A 16,212-nucleotide genomic window follows, 5' to 3' on the forward strand; every position below is an offset into this window, starting at 1 on the left:
CCCAAGGTCGTCCCACATGGCCATGTCCATCCAGGGAGAGGGGAAGAGAGCACCCAGACGACGTACATGCACCACGCCTACCCCGGGAGAGGTAGACGAATCAGTTCAAGATAACGGACCGGTAACCAAATGCCAACCCTATGCCTCACTATGTGGATGTCATCGAGCCCTGTTCGTCGGCGGTGCCGTCGTGATGCAGCTGGCACAAGGTGGTGGCGATGTCGAACGCGATCCGCCGGTTGCTGGTCAGCGACAGGTGACCGACACCGCGCACGGGGATGTTGCGTACGTTCAGGTCCGGGTGCACGATCCGGGCGTTCGCGCTCGGGTGGATCAGCTGGTCGAGGTTGCTGTAGAAGGCCACGAAACGGGTCGAGCAGTCGGGCGCCGGCTCGGCCAGCTCGGCAATCAGGTCCGAGGATGGCTTGAGCTGGCGGATGAGCGGCAGCAGCTGGCCGGCCAGGGCGAGGTTCGTGCCCTGGTGAGGGGTGCCGAGGGTCACCAGCGTATGGACCCGGGCATCACCGCCCATCCGCTGGACGTAGTAGCGGGCGATCAGCCCACCCAGGCTGTGTCCGATGACGTGGATCCGCTCATACCCGCTCTCCTCGGACAGCCGATCGATCGCCTCGGCCAGCTTGACCGCGGTCCTGGGAACGTCCCGGGTCAGCAGGCCGTAGTCGAACGAGGAGATGTTGGTGAACCCCCGTCGCTGAAGGGCACGCTCGAGCACCGCGAAGATCGAATGGTTGTCGATGATGCCGTGCACCAGCAGGATCGGGGTCGCCGCGGCGTCGACGTCGTGGTGCACCAGCCCGCGCTGCTGCGGGGACAGCCCCTGAAGGTCGTGTCGGGCGTGCGCCCGGCCCGAGGACGACGACGGCTCCGACAGCAGGCCGACCGGGTACATCATCAGATGGGCCGCGGTCCACCCCGCCTCGACCGCGATGCCGGAGGCGAATCGGGCGAGGTCCTGGGTCAGGGCGCGAGAGAACTCCTCGATCGACGCTGCGGGCACGGCGAAAGCCTACCTCCGGGTAATGTGGCCGACGTGGAGACGACGGGATCACCGCTGCGCGTGGTGGTGGCCAAGCCGGGGCTGGACGGTCATGACCGGGGTGCCAAGGTGGTGGCGCGGGCCCTGCGGGATGCGGGTATGGAGGTCATCTACACCGGCCTGCACCAGACGCCGGAGCAGATCGTCAACACCGCCATCGCTGAGGACGCCGACGCGATCGGTCTGAGCGTGCTGTCCGGCGCCCACATGACCCTGTTCGCCAGGGTCACCAAGCTGCTCGAGCAGGCTGGCGCGGGCGACATCGTGGTCTTCGGCGGCGGCATCATCCCGGAGGCCGACCGGGCCGCGCTCGCCGAGCTGGGGGTCAGGCAGGTCTTCACTCCGGGCGCCACCATGGCCGAGATCGTCCGGTGGGTCGAGGCCAACGTCCGGCGCGCCGACGACCTGTGACGGCTGCCGCGGCATCCGCGGGATGGGCCGAATGCTGGCCAAGATCGGCACCTGGGAGGCCGGACCCCGGTCGCGCCCATTAGGCTCACATCGTCCGACCCGATCGGGCCATACCTACCGACTGACGGTCTGCGCCGTGGGCCATCAAGTAGCCGGGAGTTGTCAGAGAGCGAGGATGAAGCCGTCGTGGATCTTTACGAATACCAGGCGCGCGACCTGTTTGAGGCGCACGGAGTGCCGGTGCTGAGGAGCATCACCGCCACCACACCGGAGGAAGCCAAGGCCGCAGCGGAGCAGCTCGGCACCCCCGTCGTGGTGGTCAAGGCCCAGGTGAAGACCGGAGGCCGCGGCAAGGCCGGCGGTGTCAAGGTCGCCAAAGGCCCGGACGAGGCTGCCGCCCGGGCAGCGGAGATCCTTGGCCTCGACATCAAGGGCCACCCAGTCAAGACCGTCATGGTGGCCGAGGGCGCCGACATCGCCGAGGAGTACTACTTCTCGCTGCTGCTGGACCGGGCCAACCGCACCTATCTGGCGATGTGCAGCAAAGAGGGCGGCATGGACATCGAGCAACTCGCCGTCGAGCGGCCGGAGGCGTTGGCCAAGGTTCCGGTCGACCCCACAGTCGGCATCGACCAGGCCAAGGCGGACGAGATCGTCGCCGCTGCCGGCTTCGACGAGGGTGCCGGCTTCGACGCTGCCACCCGGGCCGAGATTGCCCGGGTGCTGCAGCTGCTGGGCAAGGTCTACCTGGAGTCCGATGCCACCCTGGTCGAGGTCAACCCGCTGGTGAAGACGGGCGACGGCGCGATCATCGCCCTCGACGGCAAGGTGACACTGGACGAGAACGCCGACTTCCGGCACCCCGAGTTCGCCGCACTGGTGGACAACTCCGCGACGGACCCGCTGGAGCAGGCGGCCAAGGAGAAGGGTCTCAACTACGTCAAGCTGGACGGCTCCGTCGGCATCATCGGCAACGGCGCGGGCCTGGTGATGAGCACCCTGGACGTCGTCGCCTACGCCGGTGAGGAGTTCGCCGGCCAGCCCAGACCCGCCAACTTCCTGGACATCGGCGGCGGTGCGAGCGCCGAGGTGATGGCGAACGGCCTCGAGATCATCCTCGGTGACGCGCAGGTCAAGAGCGTCTTCGTCAACGTCTTCGGCGGCATCACCGCCTGCGACGCGGTGGCGAACGGCATCGTTCAGGCCTACGAGCTGCTCGCGTCGCGGAATGAGCACGTGACGAAGCCACTCGTGGTCCGGCTGGACGGCAACAACGCCGACGAGGGGCGGCGGATCCTCGCCGACGCCCAGCTGGAACGCCTGGAGCAGGTGGACACGATGGACGGCGCGGCCCGCCGGGCCGCCGAGCTCGCCGCCGCCGCGAACTGAGACGGAGCAGAACATGGCAATCTTCCTGAATGCAGAGTCCAAGGTCATCGTCCAGGGCATGACGGGGTCGGAGGGACGCAAACACACCCAGCGGATGCTCAACTCCGGCACCGCCATCGTCGGCGGCGTCACGCCCGGGAAGGGTGGTCAGTCGGTCGAGTTCGAAGGCGCCACTGTCCCGGTCTTCAACTCGGTGGGGGAGGCGGTCGAGGCGACCGGAGCCGACGTCACCGTCATCTTCGTCCCGGCCAAGTTCACCAAGTCCGCCGTGGTGGAGGCGATCGAGGCGGAGATCCCGCTGGCGGTGGTGATCACCGAGGGTGTCCCGGTCAAGGACACCGCGGAGTTCTTCACTCTCTCGCAGGCATCCGGAACCCGCCTGATCGGGCCGAACTGCCCAGGGCTGATCTCGCCCGGACAGTCCAATGCGGGCATCATCCCTGCCGACATCACCAAGGCGGGAAGAGTCGGGCTCGTGTCCAAGTCGGGGACGCTGACCTATCAGATGATGTACGAGCTGCGTGACTTCGGCTTCTCCTCGGCGGTCGGTATCGGTGGCGACCCGATCATCGGGACCACCCACATCGACGCCCTGCGCGCGTTCCAGGAGGACCCGGAGACCGACGCGATCGTCATGATCGGTGAGATCGGCGGGGACGCCGAGGAGCGGGCGGCTGAGTTCATCCAGGCGAACGTGACCAAGCCGGTCGTGGGTTACGTCGCCGGCTTCACCGCGCCCGAGGGCAAGACGATGGGCCACGCCGGCGCCATCGTCTCCGGCTCGAGCGGCACGGCGGCAGCGAAGAAGGAGGCTCTCGAGGCGGCCGGGGTCCGGGTCGGCAAGACGCCCAGCGAGACCGCCGACCTGATGCGCGAGATCATGCGGGGGCTCGGCGGCTGACACCGCGATCCGTGGCCGTCGATGCCCATCGGCGGTCCGCACATGAGGACAGGGTCTCGAACCGGGAGGTTCGAGACCCTGTGTCGTTGCTGCGCGGTAGCGCGAAGGCTTACTTCACCTGGCTGGCACGCTGCCCGGCACGGACATTCAGGCTCTGCCACTGCCCGTCGGTGAAGTCGAACCCCTTGCCGGTCGGCAGGAAGGTATAGACGACCTTGGTGCCGGCCGAGCCGATGCCGACCCGGTAAGTCGCTGTGGTCTTGGCGTCGACCTTCTGCCGGACGGTCATCACCCAGCCGGCCACCGGCGTGCGCTGGGCGCCTATGCCGGAGAACTTCTTCTCGCCGCTGACCGAGGCGGTCAGCGACCGTTTGCCGCATTTGTTCAGGTTGTCGCGGACCTTGGTGACCAGGCTGTCGGCCTGCTTGGCGTCCGGCATCGTCAGCAGCACCTCATCCAGGCCGAAGGACTCCGGTACGTCGGCGTTCTCGGCCAGCAGGTATGCCCGCGCCCTGCGGTCCGTCGGACCCTTAACCGTGCTGAAGGCGAGGCCCTCGCAGCCGCTGAACAGATCCTTGACGCCGCCCGGGATGTCTCCCGACCAGACGCCTTCCTGGCCCTTCACCGGCGGGATGTCGGCCGTTGCCAGGAAACCGGGCTGGTCGCCGCCCAGCGGCGGAGGGCCGGCGCTGACGGTCACATTGGTGGCACACAGTCCCACTGCGGCCGTGCACTGGTCGTTGGTGACCTGCCCCAGCGCGTCGGCAACGGCTTTCGGTGCCACCGCGGAGCCGTCCCGGGCCACGTCGACGATGTTGACGACCCGTCCGGTGCGGTTCAGCACCAGGGTGCGGAACTGGGTCTTGCCGTCGGAGATCGCGACGACGACCCCGACAGCCTGGTTGCCGAGGTTGGACACGACGGCGCCGGACTCGATATGGGCGAAGTCCATCGGACAGCCACCCAGGGCCTGCGACATCGCCGTGTACGCCTGGGTCGCCTCGTCGGCGCTGGCGTAGGCGTCCGCCTGGTGCAGCACCGCCGGGGCGTCCTTGCCGTCAGAGGCCAGGGTCCGCAGAATGGTCTGCTGCGGCTGCGGGGTGCCCTCCGCCGGTTGGGCCGGGGTACAGGCCGCCTGCGGGGCGTTGTCGCCGCGGCCCTTCTGGGTCAGCGCGACCTTCCAGGCCCGCTTGCCGTCGATCCGCTTGGCATCCTTCGCCGTGAGCATCGACGTATCACTGAGCAGGACGCCGGCATCGGCCGGTGCAGCGCTGCTCTGCTCGCCGCCGGAACCGGTCGTCGATCTGGTGCGACCGGGGCCGGCCTGAGCGTCGTCGCCGAGTGAGATGACCGCGTAGCCGACGGCCAGACCGAGCACGACGACAGCGGCTACCGCTCCCACCAGCAGTGCGAGCCGGGAGCGCTGAGTGAACCGCGAGCCGATTCCAGCTGTCTCGTCGGTCGCATCGGAGTCGTCCAGCGTCTCCGCGTCGCTGGTCGAACGTGCCCGGGACCCTCTGCTGTCGGAGCGCTCGGCCACCCGGGAGCGGATGGTCCGAGGAAGCACGGTGGTCTCCACCTCGGAGGCGCTGGCGCCCCCCGGCCGGGGCTGGTCAGCGGCGGCGCTCTCGGAGTCGTGGTCGCCCGCGTCCTCGGTGGTCGGCTCGACGGTGGCGGGGTCGTCGGGGGTCTCCACCCAGGCGCGACGAGGGCGGTATTCCTCAGGCTCCTGGCCCACCATGCAGCAATCTCCTCAACGATCTTGGCCCGCGGACGGCTCGGTCGCCCGGGCACGGACCATCAAACTTTACCTGCTGCGGGCGTGTCTAGGCGATTTGAGCAGTGGCGTCGGAGAGCATGAGAGGAATATGGCTTCCCTCTTGTCCCCCCGTCGGGGCAGCTCCGACATCCACCTCACTGCCACCGTCCCGCTGCAGGAGGTGCTCCAGCCGCGACCCGAGGAGCCGGTCGAGCCGCCGTTCGGCTGGGCGCTGGTGAGCGTGGTCGGGGGACTGTCGGCTGCCGCCTTCGGCTGGGTGCTGGTCGCCGGCCTCGCTGTGGTCGGTTGGCTGGCAGCCGACACAGGTTCGTTGCCGTCGGCGCTGGCGGTCGGCACCCAGCTCTGGCTGCTCGCCAACGGAGGCGGTGCACACCTCGGCGGCCTCCGGCCGACGCTGGTGCCGTTGGGAGTCACAGCGGTCTTCGCCGTCATGCTCAGCCGCTTCGCTGCTGTCGCAGGGCGGCAGGCGTCCGGCGACCAGGTCCGTCCGATCCGCGCCTGGTCGCGGATCGTGGCCATCATGACGTCGGTCTACACCGTCGCGGTTGGAGTCGTCGCACTGCTCGCCGGGGGGCCCGGGCAGGCCGGCCGGGCGGCTGTCGGTGCTCTGCTGATCTCCGCCATCGCCTCCGCCTGGGGCAGCCACCGCGCCCTGGAGCTCCGACCCGCCGAGCTGCTTCCGGCCTGGGGCCGCTCGGTGCCGGTGGCTGTCGCCGGCGCCATGCTGACGATGGTGCTCGCCGGCAGTGCAGCCCTGGTGGCCGCCCTGGTGGCGAACTTCAGCCGGGTCGAGCAGCTCGGCACCGTCCTGCAGACCGGTGTCGCCGGCGGCATCGCCCTGCTCGCCCTCCAGCTCGCGTTCGCGCCGAATGCGGTGCTGTGGGCGGCCAGCTATGCCCTGGGTGCCGGTTTCTCCGTCGGCGACGGGTCGCTGGTCAGCCCGACCAGCACCGACCTCGGGGTACTGCCGGGGCTGCCGATCCTGGGGGCGCTGCCGGCCGAGGGCCCGGGCGACGACCGGTACTTCTGGTGGCTCGCCGCCGGCGTACTCGCCGGAGCGGTGGCGGCCCTGCTGGTGATGCGGGGACGGCCGTCGGCGCGGTTCGATGAGACGAGCCTGGTCGGTGGGCTGGCCGGAGCGCTCTCCGGGCTGGCGTTCGTAGCGCTGGCCTGGGCGGCCGGTGGGGATCTGGGCAGCGGTCGACTGTCCGACCTCGGCCCGAGGCTGGGGCCGCTGCTGGTGATGGCCGTCACCCTGATGGGCCTGTCGGGGATGGTCGCCGGCCTGCTACTGGGGTTGGTCCGGCGGCGACGCTCCCCTCGGTAGCCGGACCGGCCCGGGTGGGCCCGACTGGCGGCGCGAGCCACCGGGGTCGATAGGCTGCCTCCCGTGGCTTCACGTCTGGTGGTCCTGGTGTCCGGCACGGGCACCCTGCTCCAGACCCTGATCGACGCCTGCGCCGACGCGGAGTTCGGGGCCGAGGTCGTCGCTGTCGGGTCGGACCGGCCGGACATCCCCGCGCTGGAGCGGGCCGAGCGGGCCTCGATCCCGACCTTCGTCCATCCGCTGGCCAAGGGTGCGGACCGGATCGCGTGGGACCGTGAGCTCACCGCCCTGGTGGACAGGTATAACCCGGACCTGGTGGTCAGTGCGGGATTCATGAAGCTGGTGGGGACCGACTTCCTGGCCCGCTTCGGCGGCCGCATGATCAACACCCACCCGGCCCTGCTGCCGTCGTTTCCCGGCATGCACGGACCGAGGGACGCGCTCGCGTACGGTGTGAAGGTCACCGGCGCCACCGTGTTCCTGGTCGACGAGGGGGTCGACAGCGGGACCATCCTTGCCCAGGCGGCCGTCGAGGTGCGGGCCGACGACACGGTCGACTCGCTGCACGAGCGGATCAAGGTGGCGGAACGACGACTGCTGCTGCAGACCGTTCGGGACTGGGAGACGGTCCGCGCCGGACTGACCAGACACTGATTCACCGACGTCTCGACCGACGTCGCCGACAAGAGAGGTTCGCTGGGACTGATGACCGAGACGACCGCACACCGCGACACGACACAGGCGAGCACCGGCTCGGCGGGCGGGGATCGCCGCCCGATCCGGCGCGCCCTGGTGTCCGCCTACGACAAGACCGGGCTGGTGGAGGTCGCCCGGGCCCTGGCGGAGGCCGGCGTGGAGCTGGTCTCCACCGGCTCCACCGCCGCCAGGATCGCCGAGGCGGGGCTGAGCGTGACCGAGGTGGAGCAGGTCACCGGCTTTCCCGAGTGTCTGGACGGCCGGGTGAAGACGCTGCATCCTGCGGTGCACGCGGGGCTGCTCGCCGACCAGCGGCTGGAGAGCCACCGGTCCCAGCTGGAGGAGCTCGAGATCAAGCCGTTCGACCTGCTCATCTCGAACCTGTACCCGTTCACCGAGACGGTCTCTTCGGGCGCCACCGCCGACGAGTGCATCGAGCAGATCGACATCGGCGGACCATCCATGGTCCGGGGTGCCGCGAAGAACCATGCCTCGGTGGCTGTGATCACCTCGCCGGCGCAGTACCCGCAGCTGCTGCAGGCGTTGGCGGCCGGCGGTTTCACGCTCGCCGAACGGCAGGCGCTGGCTGCTGCGGCCTATGTGCACACCGCGACCTACGACGTGGCCGTCGCCAGCTGGATGGGTTCGGTGGTGACCGACACCGGTGACGGCACCGGCTTCCCGGCCTGGGTGGGCGCCACCTGGAACCGGGCAGCCGTACTGCGCTACGGGGAGAACCCGCATCAGCGGGCGGCGTTGTACCGTGACGGCGACCGGACGGCTGGTCTGGCCGCGGCCGAGCAGCTGCACGGCAAGGAGATGTCCTACAACAACTACGTGGACGCCGACGCGGCCCGCCGGGCAGCCGGGGACTTCGACCAGCCGGCTGTCGCCATCATCAAGCACGCCAACCCCTGTGGCATCGCGATCGGGTCCGACATCGCCGAGGCGCACCGCAAGGCCCATGCCTGCGACCCGGTCTCGGCCTTCGGCGGGGTGATCGCAGCCAACCGAGAGGTCAGCGTCGAGATGGCCCGCCAGATCGCCGACGTCTTCACCGAGGTGGTGCTCGCGCCCGGCTACGCCGACGGCGCCGTGGAGGTGCTGGCGGCCAAGAAGAACATCCGGCTGCTCGTGGTGGAGTCGTACCGGCGCGGCGGTGTCGAGTCGCGGCGGATCGACGGCGGCCTGCTGATGCAGTCCGTCGACTCGGTGGACGCCGACCACGACCGGGCCCCCAACTGGCAGCTGGTGACGGGAGATCCGGTCGGCGAGGACCTCTTGGTCGACCTCGAGTTCGCCTGGAAGGCCTGTCGGGCCGTGAAGTCGAACGCGATCCTGCTGGCTGCCGACGGAGCCTCGGTCGGGGTCGGGATGGGCCAGGTCAACCGGGTCGACTCGGCTCGGCTGGCGGTGGAACGGGCGGGCGATCGGGTGGCCGGTTCGGTGGCGGCCTCCGACGCGTTCTTCCCGTTCGCCGACGGGCTGCAGATCCTGCTGGACGCAGGTGTCCGGGCCGTGGTGCAGCCCGGCGGGTCGGTCCGTGACAACGAGGTCATCGAAGCGGCGAAGGCCGCCGGGGTCACGATGTACTTCACCGGCGCCCGGCACTTCTTCCACTGACGACCTCACCCAGACGAAGGACGGACGAGATGACGGCACAGATCCTCGACGGAAAGGCCGCCGCCGCGGCCATCAAGGACGACCTGCGGACCAGGGTCGCGGTGTTGGCCGAACGGGGGATCGTCCCCGGGCTGGGCACGGTCCTGGTCGGCGACGACCCCGGCAGCCACGCCTACGTCGCCGGAAAGCACCGGGACTGCGCCCAGGTCGGCATCTCGTCCATCCAGGTCGAGCTGCCGGCCGACACCTCCCCGGCCGAGCTCGAGAAGCGGCTGGCCGAGCTCAACGCCGACCCCGCCTGCACCGGCTACATCGTTCAGCTTCCGCTGCCGAAGGGGCTGGACGACAACTGGGCGCTGGAGCTGGTCGACCCGGCCAAGGATGCTGACGGCCTGCATCCGATGAACCTCGGCCGGCTGGTGCTGATGGAGCCGGGTCCGCTGCCCTGCACCCCGCGCGGCATCGTCGACCTGATCCGACGTAACGGCATCGACCTCAACGGTGCGGAGGTGTGCGTGGTGGGCCGGGGGACAACGGTCGGTCGGCCGCTCGGGCTGCTACTTACCAGACGGAGCGAGAACTCGACCGTGACCCTCTGCCACACCGGCACCCGTAACCTGGCTGATCATCTGCGTCGGGCCGATATCGTGATCGCGGCCGCGGGTGTTCCGGGCCTGGTGAAGGGCGACATGATCAAGCCCGGAGCGGTCGCGGTGGATGTGGGCATCACCCGGACCGAGGCCGGGCTGAAGGGTGATCTCGATCCCAGCGTGCTCGAGGTGGCCAGCTGGGTGGCGCCGGTTCCCGGCGGGGTGGGTCCGATGACCAGGGCGATGCTGCTCAGCAATGTGGTCGAGCGGGCCGAGAGGCTCGCAGCCCAAAGCTGATCATGGTCAGAGACGACTCCGCCTCCTCCCGTGCCGCTGCCCGGTCGCTCAAGCAGTGGCCGTTGATGATCGTCGTCGGCGGAATCGTGATCGGCCTGGTGGTGATCTTCCTCGGCCAGTGGCGGTTCGGCTGCCTGGTGATCGGCAGTTCGCTCGGTGTCGGTGCCGTCGAGCGGATCGCCCTGTCGAACAAGGAGGCGGGGCTGTTGCAGGTGCGCAGCCGGCCCTTCGACATCCTGGTCATGATCGCGATGGGGGCAGGCATCATCGCGCTGACCATTCTGGTGCCCGAGGGCGGCACCGGTCGCTGACCGCCGCCCGCGACAGCGAGCCGGATTCACTCGCGACAGCGATCCGGACTCACTCGCGACAGCGCTAAGGACTCAGCTGAGCCGGTCGATCTCCCGCACCGCCAGCTCCGCCAGCAGCAACGACGCATCCGGCAGCACCGCGTCGTCGAAGCGGACCTCGGCCGAGTGGTTGGCCGGCGCCGCCGTCCAGTCGTCGTCGGGACAGGCGCCAAGAAAGACGAAGGCGCCCGGTATCTGCTCCAGCACCCGGGAGAAGTCCTCCGAACCCATGATCGGGTTGGGCATGGCTAACGCCCGGTCCGATCCGAACAGGTCGGTGACGGTGTCCAACGCGAACGCCGCCTGCTCGGCATGGTTGGTGGTGACGGGATACTCCGCCACGAAGGTGGCGTCTGCGGTCATCTGGTGCGCCGCGGCGATCTGCTCGCACAACCGCACGGTGACGGTGCGGATCCGTTCCAGCGACTCGGGAGTGAAGGTACGGACGGTGGCCTCGAAGGTGGCGTCGTCCGGGATGATGTTGCGCCGGGTGCCGGCATGGAACGTGCCGACGGTGAGCACCACTGGGTCGAAGACATCGAACTGGCGGGTGATGACGGTCTGCAGAGCGATGATCATCTCCGCGGCGACCACGATCGGGTCGGCTGCATCCTTCGGCCGGGACGCATGACCCCCGACCCCGTTGACGGTGACGAAGAGGCTGGAGGAGGCCGCCATCATCGGACCGGGGCGGGTGGTGAACGTTCCGCGGGGAACCATGTTGGCGCTGACGTGCAGCCCGTAGGCGACATCCGCCCGCCGGCCGGCAGCCTCCAGGACACCCTCGTCGATCATGACAGCTGCGCCGTCATGGCCTTCCTCGCCCGGTTGGAACATGAACACCACGTCGCCGCGCAGCTGATCACGGATGCCGCTCAGCAACCTGGCGGCGCCGATGAGACCGGCCGTGTGCAGATCATGTCCGCAGGCGTGCATGGCGCCACCGGTGGCGGCGAACTCCTCGCCCGAGCGCTCGGCGAGCGGCAGCGCATCCATATCACCGCGGAGCAGCACCACTGGCCCGGTGGGGGCTCCGGGAGCACCGCCCCGGAGCACTGCCGTCACCGAACTGGCTCCGGTGCCGGTGATGATCTCCAGGTCCAGGGGCCGGAGGGCCGACAGCACGCACTGCTGGGTCTGCGGCAGCTCAAGTCCGATCTCCGGGACTCGGTGCAGCTGACGACGCAGCGCGCTCAGCTCGGGTCCGAGCTCGGCGGCCAACTGTCGAAGGTCGGCCATCCGTCGGTCAGCCGCCGTACGTCGAGGCGCTGGACGCAGCGATGATCGCGATGACGGCGAAGATGATGCCGAAGACCAGGCCGATGATCGCAAGGATGGTCACGATCATGCCGAGGATCTTGCCGATGTTGATGTTCTGCTCATTGGAGTAGTGCACCCCGGTGGCGGCGATCTCCTTCTGCACCTTGCGGCCCATGTACCAGGCGATGGGTCCACAGATGCCGACGAAGAAGCCGACGATGCCCAGCACCAGGATCATGGTTCCCTGCGGGTGCTCCTGGGTGGCAGCGCCGTAGGGCTGGCCGTAGGGCGGCTGCTGCTGGCCGGCCGGCTGCTGGGAATACGGGTCTGACATGGTCGTTTCCTTTGCTGCTGGGTGAGACGACAGCAAGCCGGAGCGGGAGGCTCCGGCTTGCCCTGGTCGAATGAGGTGACGTTACTGTTGCGAGCCGGCGACGACGAAGGTGATGATGTTGATCACGATGCCGATGGCCCACAGCACGATGGCGACGATGCCGAGGATCCGGCCGATCACCACGTTCTGGCGGTTGGTGTAGGCGCCCGGGTTCGCGTCGATCTCCTTCAGGGCGTTGTTGCCCTGGATCAGCGCGATGGGGCCGAGGATGATACCGCAGACGAAAAGGCTGACGATACCGAGGACGAGGACTTGGGTGCCCTTGGGGTGCGGCTGGGGAACGCCACCAGGGCCGCCCGCATAGGGATTCTGGTCGTAAGGGTTGCTCATGGCGATAAGTGTGACGTATCAAAGGGTCGCTCGACAAACAACCGCGGCCATTTGGCGGCGAAAGTTGCCGGCCCGTGATCACCCACTCAACTGGACCGCTGGACGAAGTTGATCAAGTCCGCCGACTGCCTCAATCGGCTGGGTTCATGGACGTACATCATGTGCCCGGCATCGTAGAAGGCCCACTCGATCCGGCCCCTGGCCTCAGCCGGGATCCGCAGATGGGCGAAGACGTGCTCGGCGGCGTAGTGCGGGGTGGCTCCGTCGTAGTAGCCGCATGCGATGTGCACCTGAAGGTGCGGGTTGGCCCGCATCGCTCGGCTGAGCGCGCTGGCCACCTCGACCGATGTCCCCTCGAACTCCTTGTAGGACCAGGGCTGCACCTTCGGGGTCAAGATGTTGTAGGACAGGTCGGTCTCGTAGCCCAGCTCGGTCCGCACATAGGCGTTCAGGGCGGCTGCGTAGGGCCCGGTGATGGCTGCGTGGGATGGGTCGTAGTCCATCTTGTCGGCATTGGTGTCGCCCGGCCAGCCGTCGAAGCGCATGTCGAGGCGACCGATCAGCCTCCCCCTGCTGCGCAGCAGCTCGGCAGCGAAGGCGGGCAGGCTGACCCGCAGGTCGGCCCGGTCGACGTAGTCCGGGCTCAGACCGGTCAGCTCGCAGTAGCGGCTGATGACCTCCGACCGTTCGTCCGCGGCCAGCCGGTTGCCACGCGCGAGCGCCCACGGCAGGTCTCGGGAGGCGAAGTCCTCGGCCGCTTCGATCACGGTCCTCAGCTCGCCTGTGATGACGCCGTGATAGTGCGCCGCCGCGGCATAGGTCGGCAGATAGAGCGCATAGGGAAGATCGTTCCCCTCGCTGAAGTCCACCGATCCCAGGTCCAGCACCGAAGAGATCAACATCAGGCCGTTGACGTACATCCCGCAGCCGTCGGCCAGGTGGGCGGCCAGCGCGGCCGCCCGGGTGGTGCCGTAGGACTCGCCTGCCAGGAACTTCGGCGACAGCCAGCGCCCGTTTCGCGAGGCCCAGAGTCGGATGAACTCGCCGACCGACTCCACGTCACGCGTGAAGCCGTGGAAGTCGCCGGCGTCGTGACCCTCGCTGGTGCGGGAGAAACCGGTCGTGACCGGGTCGATGAAGACCAGGTCGGAGACCTTCAGCAGCGTCTCCAGGTTGTCTTCGAGGCCGTACGGCGGGGCCGCCAACGCGCCGGCATCACCCATCACCACCCGCCGTGGCCCGAACAGGCCCAGGTGCAACCAGACCGAGGACGATCCGGGACCGCCGTTGAAGGCGAAGGTGACCGGCCTGGTGGAGGACTCCACCTCGTCCAGCACGTAGGAGGTGTGGAAGATCTGCGCCCTCGGCTGGTGTCCGCCGAACTTGCCGTCGTCGATGATCTCTTCCCTGAGCACGACCCGGCCGGTTGTGGCGGTGTACTTCAGCCGGTCCTTGCCCGAGCCGAGCTGGTGCTGGGTGACGACAAGATCATCGGTGACGGGCTTCTCGGCGGCCGGCTCCTGGACTTCTTCCATGCCGCCACTCTAGGGAGCCACCCTTCGGCGGCTGTCCTCACCCCGCGACGGTGCTCAGGTGGACGACGGTGCTCAGTTGAAGCCGCCGGAGGCGCCGATCACGATGACCGCCACGAAGTAGATCACGACGATGACGCTGTAGATGACCGAGAGGATGCCCAGCACGAAGCCTGCGGTGGCCAGACCGCGGCCGGTGTACTGCTGTGGGTTGGCGTCGATCTGCTTACGGGCCTTGTTGCCCAGCACCAGACCGCCGATGCCGACGAACGGGCAGAGCACCAGCCCGATGATGCCGAGGATCAGTGCCGTGGTGGCCTGCGGGTGCTGGACCGGGGCGACGCCGTAGGGGCTGTAGCCCCCATAGCCCGCCTGGTAGGGGTTGGCGTCGTACGGGTTGGCCCCGTACTGGGGGACGCTGCCGCCGTACTGGGGCGTCGATCCGTAGTCGGGCGTCGGTGAGCCATAGCCGGAGCCGCCAGGGGCGGCGTAGGGCGGGGTCTGCTGTTGGCCGTAGTCCCCGCTGGTGCTGCCATAGGCTCCGCTGCCGCCGAAGGACTGCCCCGATCCACCCGGGGCGTACGGATCCGCGGGGGGCGTCGCCGGCGGATAGCCGGGCCAGCTCTGTCCGGTCGACGGCTCCGGCTGGGACGCGGAGCCAGCCGAGGACGGGTAGCCGGGCTGGGAGGCGGACCCGGCCGAGGACGGGTAGCCGGGATAGGGCGAGCCCGGAGCCGGGTTGGCCGGAGAGGCGGACGAGCCAGGACCGCTGGCGCCGAGCGCGTCGTCGGGGCGGGAAGCCTCCCGACTGAACGGGTTCGGGGACTCCGGCTGCCCTGAGGCGTTGTTGTCGTCCAGGCTGCTGTTGCTCAGGCTGGACTGCCACTGTGACTCCCACTCACTGGGTTGCCACTGGCCTGGCTGGTTCTGGCCTGGCTGGTTCTGGCCCTGATCGTTCTGGCCCGGACCGGTGCGGTCGTGCTCGCTCATGATCCCATTGTCTCCCATCGGCGGTGTTTCTCGGGAACCGGCGTCAGGTTGACTTCCCGATGACCTGGACAGGGACGCGACCCAGGCCCCGGCGGTTCCGCCGCGCCCGGGTCGGGAACGGAGCGCTTGGCCTCCGCTGGTGTCGCCGCGCGTCGACTCAGCTGATCAGACCGAGGCTGCGGACCGCCTCGCGCTCCTCGGCCAGCTCGGCGGTCGAGGCGTCGATCTTGGCCCGGGAGAAGTCGTTGATCTCCAGGCCCTGGACGATGCTGTACTCACCGCCGGACACCGTGCAGGGGAACGAGCTGATCAGGCCCTCGGGCACCCCGTAGGAGCCGTCGGAGGGTACCGACATCGAGACCCAGTCGTTCTCAGGGGTGCCGAGCACCCAGTCGTGCATGTGGTCGATCGTGGCGTTCGCCGCACTGGCCGCTGAGCTCGCGCCACGCGCCTCGATGATCGCCGCGCCGCGCTGCTGAACGGTCGGCAGGAAGGTCGACTCCAGCCATTCCTGGTCGTTCACCAGGTCAGCCGCGTTCTGGCCCCTGACCAGCGCGTGGAACAGGTCGGGGTACTGGGTCGCCGAGTGGTTGCCCCAGATCGTCATGTGGGTGATGTCGCTCACCGTTGCTCCGACCTTGGCCGCGAGCTGGGCCTTCGCCCGGTTGTGGTCCAGCCGGGTCAACGCGTTGAACCGCTGCCTTGGGATGTCGGGTGCGTTGCTCATGGCGATCAGCGCGTTCGTGTTGGCCGGGTTGCCGGTGACCAGCACCTTGATGTCCGCAGCCGCGTGGTCGTTGAGCGCGCGGCCCTGCGTGGTGAAGATGGCGCCGTTGGCCTCCAACAGATCGGCCCGCTCCATCCCCTTCGAGCGCGGCCGGGCGCCGATCAGCAGCGCCAGGTTGACGCCGTCGAACACGGTGTTGGCGTCGTCGCCGATCTGGACCCCTGACAGCAGCGGGAAGGCGCTGTCGTCGAGCTCCATCACCACGCCTTCGAGAGCCTTCAGCGCGGGAGTGATCTCCAGCAGGCGCAGCTCGACCGGCTGGTCCGGTCCGAGCAGGGCGCCGCTGGCGATGCGGAAGAGGAGGTTGTAACAGATTTGTCCGGCGGCGCCGGTGACGGCGACCTTGACTGGTGCATTGCTCACGGCGATCTCCCTCAGATCTCACGGCCCCAGCGATGAGGCGCGCATCGGCTCTCGTGGAGTGCTGCCACTCCTGGCACCGACGCTAGCAAGGTTGGCCGTTGTCAGGGTTATGGGGTGGCCCAGCAGCGTCGGGGC

The 16,212-nt window shown here is 68.8% G+C and carries 16 protein-coding genes; 8 read left to right on the plus strand and 8 right to left on the minus strand.

What is annotated here, in order from left to right:
* Positions 1-148: 148 nt before the first annotated feature.
* Entirely contained in the window at positions 149-1,018 is an 870-nt protein-coding gene (locus JOE57_RS12950) for an esterase/lipase family protein (RefSeq protein ID WP_338041297.1), read from the minus strand.
* 33 nt (positions 1,019-1,051) lie between these two features.
* Between JOE57_RS12950 and JOE57_RS12955 the strand changes: the two genes are divergently transcribed.
* The 3 genes from JOE57_RS12955 to sucD all read left to right on the plus strand — a co-directional run bounded on the left by JOE57_RS12955 (position 1,052) and on the right by sucD (position 3,758).
* Entirely contained in the window at positions 1,052-1,468 is a 417-nt protein-coding gene (locus tag JOE57_RS12955; protein WP_204918560.1) for a coenzyme B12-dependent isobutyryl CoA mutase small subunit, read from the plus strand.
* 186 nt (positions 1,469-1,654) lie between these two features.
* Positions 1,655-2,857, plus strand: a complete 1,203-nt coding sequence (sucC, locus tag JOE57_RS12960) for an ADP-forming succinate--CoA ligase subunit beta (RefSeq protein WP_204918562.1) — start codon at positions 1,655-1,657, stop codon at positions 2,855-2,857.
* Positions 2,858-2,870: 13 nt separating this feature from the next.
* Positions 2,871-3,758 carry a succinate--CoA ligase subunit alpha gene (gene sucD / locus JOE57_RS12965; protein WP_204918564.1) on the plus strand — a complete coding sequence of 296 codons (888 nt, stop codon included), beginning with the start codon at positions 2,871-2,873 and terminating at the stop codon, positions 3,756-3,758.
* 109 nt (positions 3,759-3,867) lie between these two features.
* Here the strand turns inward: sucD and JOE57_RS12970 are convergent, their stop codons facing one another.
* Positions 3,868-5,499, minus strand: a complete 1,632-nt coding sequence (locus tag JOE57_RS12970) for a hypothetical protein (protein ID WP_204918566.1) — start codon at positions 5,497-5,499, stop codon at positions 3,868-3,870.
* 127 nt (positions 5,500-5,626) lie between these two features.
* Between JOE57_RS12970 and JOE57_RS12975 the strand changes: the two genes are divergently transcribed.
* The 5 genes from JOE57_RS12975 (at position 5,627) to JOE57_RS12995 (ending at position 10,382) form a co-directional block, all read left to right on the plus strand.
* Positions 5,627-6,865: a cell division protein PerM gene (locus tag JOE57_RS12975; RefSeq protein WP_204918568.1), complete on the plus strand. Its 1,239-nt coding sequence runs from the start codon at positions 5,627-5,629 to the stop codon at positions 6,863-6,865.
* A 63-nt stretch (positions 6,866-6,928) separates the two neighbouring features.
* Positions 6,929-7,519, plus strand: a complete 591-nt coding sequence (gene purN, locus JOE57_RS12980) for a phosphoribosylglycinamide formyltransferase (protein ID WP_204918570.1) — start codon at positions 6,929-6,931, stop codon at positions 7,517-7,519.
* A gap of 51 nt (positions 7,520-7,570) precedes the next feature.
* A complete protein-coding gene (gene purH, locus JOE57_RS12985; protein ID WP_204918571.1) occupies positions 7,571-9,184 on the plus strand; it encodes a bifunctional phosphoribosylaminoimidazolecarboxamide formyltransferase/IMP cyclohydrolase in 1,614 nt (537 codons plus the stop codon).
* A gap of 29 nt (positions 9,185-9,213) precedes the next feature.
* The gene (locus JOE57_RS12990; RefSeq protein ID WP_204918573.1) at positions 9,214-10,071 is read left to right on the plus strand and encodes a bifunctional methylenetetrahydrofolate dehydrogenase/methenyltetrahydrofolate cyclohydrolase; all 858 of its coding nucleotides are present in this window, start codon (positions 9,214-9,216) and stop codon (positions 10,069-10,071) included.
* 2 nt (positions 10,072-10,073) lie between these two features.
* Entirely contained in the window at positions 10,074-10,382 is a 309-nt protein-coding gene (locus JOE57_RS12995; protein WP_204918575.1) for a DUF3017 domain-containing protein, read from the plus strand.
* A gap of 72 nt (positions 10,383-10,454) precedes the next feature.
* Here JOE57_RS12995 and JOE57_RS13000 read toward each other — a convergent pair whose 3' ends face one another.
* The 6 genes from JOE57_RS13000 to JOE57_RS13025 form a co-directional block, all read right to left on the minus strand.
* On the minus strand, positions 10,455-11,660 hold the full coding sequence (locus JOE57_RS13000) for a M20 metallopeptidase family protein (protein WP_204918577.1): 1,206 nt from the start codon (positions 11,658-11,660) through the stop codon (positions 10,455-10,457).
* 7 nt (positions 11,661-11,667) lie between these two features.
* Positions 11,668-12,015, minus strand: coding sequence for a hypothetical protein (locus JOE57_RS13005; protein ID WP_204918579.1), 348 nt, complete (start codon positions 12,013-12,015; stop codon positions 11,668-11,670).
* A gap of 81 nt (positions 12,016-12,096) precedes the next feature.
* Positions 12,097-12,405, minus strand: coding sequence for a DUF4190 domain-containing protein (locus tag JOE57_RS13010; RefSeq protein WP_204918581.1), 309 nt, complete (start codon positions 12,403-12,405; stop codon positions 12,097-12,099).
* A gap of 86 nt (positions 12,406-12,491) precedes the next feature.
* Positions 12,492-13,940 carry a S10 family peptidase gene (locus JOE57_RS13015; RefSeq protein WP_204918583.1) on the minus strand — a complete coding sequence of 483 codons (1,449 nt, stop codon included), beginning with the start codon at positions 13,938-13,940 and terminating at the stop codon, positions 12,492-12,494.
* A 72-nt stretch (positions 13,941-14,012) separates the two neighbouring features.
* Positions 14,013-14,927: a DUF4190 domain-containing protein gene (locus tag JOE57_RS18980; protein WP_204918585.1), complete on the minus strand. Its 915-nt coding sequence runs from the start codon at positions 14,925-14,927 to the stop codon at positions 14,013-14,015.
* A 157-nt stretch (positions 14,928-15,084) separates the two neighbouring features.
* The gene (locus JOE57_RS13025; RefSeq protein ID WP_204918587.1) at positions 15,085-16,077 is read right to left on the minus strand and encodes a malate dehydrogenase; all 993 of its coding nucleotides are present in this window, start codon (positions 16,075-16,077) and stop codon (positions 15,085-15,087) included.
* Between the last annotated feature and the right edge of the window lie 135 nt (positions 16,078-16,212).

The organism is Microlunatus panaciterrae, assembly GCF_016907535.1.
In the GTDB taxonomy this organism is placed as follows: Bacteria; Actinomycetota; Actinomycetes; order Propionibacteriales; family Propionibacteriaceae; genus Microlunatus; species Microlunatus panaciterrae.

Coding starts and splice junctions, on each gene's coding strand:
- JOE57_RS12995 (WP_204918575.1), top strand. CDS start 10,074: ATGGTCAGAGACGACTCCGCCTCCTCCCGTGCCGCTGCCCGGTCGCTC.
- JOE57_RS12970 (WP_204918566.1), bottom strand. CDS start 5,499: ATGGTGGGCCAGGAGCCTGAGGAATACCGCCCTCGTCGCGCCTGGGTG.
- JOE57_RS13010 (WP_204918581.1), bottom strand. CDS start 12,405: ATGAGCAACCCTTACGACCAGAATCCCTATGCGGGCGGCCCTGGTGGC.
- JOE57_RS18980 (WP_204918585.1), bottom strand. CDS start 14,927: ATGAGCGAGCACGACCGCACCGGTCCGGGCCAGAACGATCAGGGCCAG.
- purH (WP_204918571.1), top strand. CDS start 7,571: ATGACCGAGACGACCGCACACCGCGACACGACACAGGCGAGCACCGGC.
- JOE57_RS12990 (WP_204918573.1), top strand. CDS start 9,214: ATGACGGCACAGATCCTCGACGGAAAGGCCGCCGCCGCGGCCATCAAG.
- JOE57_RS13005 (WP_204918579.1), bottom strand. CDS start 12,015: ATGTCAGACCCGTATTCCCAGCAGCCGGCCGGCCAGCAGCAGCCGCCC.
- sucD (WP_204918564.1), top strand. CDS start 2,871: ATGGCAATCTTCCTGAATGCAGAGTCCAAGGTCATCGTCCAGGGCATG.
- JOE57_RS12975 (WP_204918568.1), top strand. CDS start 5,627: ATGGCTTCCCTCTTGTCCCCCCGTCGGGGCAGCTCCGACATCCACCTC.
- JOE57_RS13000 (WP_204918577.1), bottom strand. CDS start 11,660: ATGGCCGACCTTCGACAGTTGGCCGCCGAGCTCGGACCCGAGCTGAGC.
- JOE57_RS13015 (WP_204918583.1), bottom strand. CDS start 13,940: ATGGAAGAAGTCCAGGAGCCGGCCGCCGAGAAGCCCGTCACCGATGAT.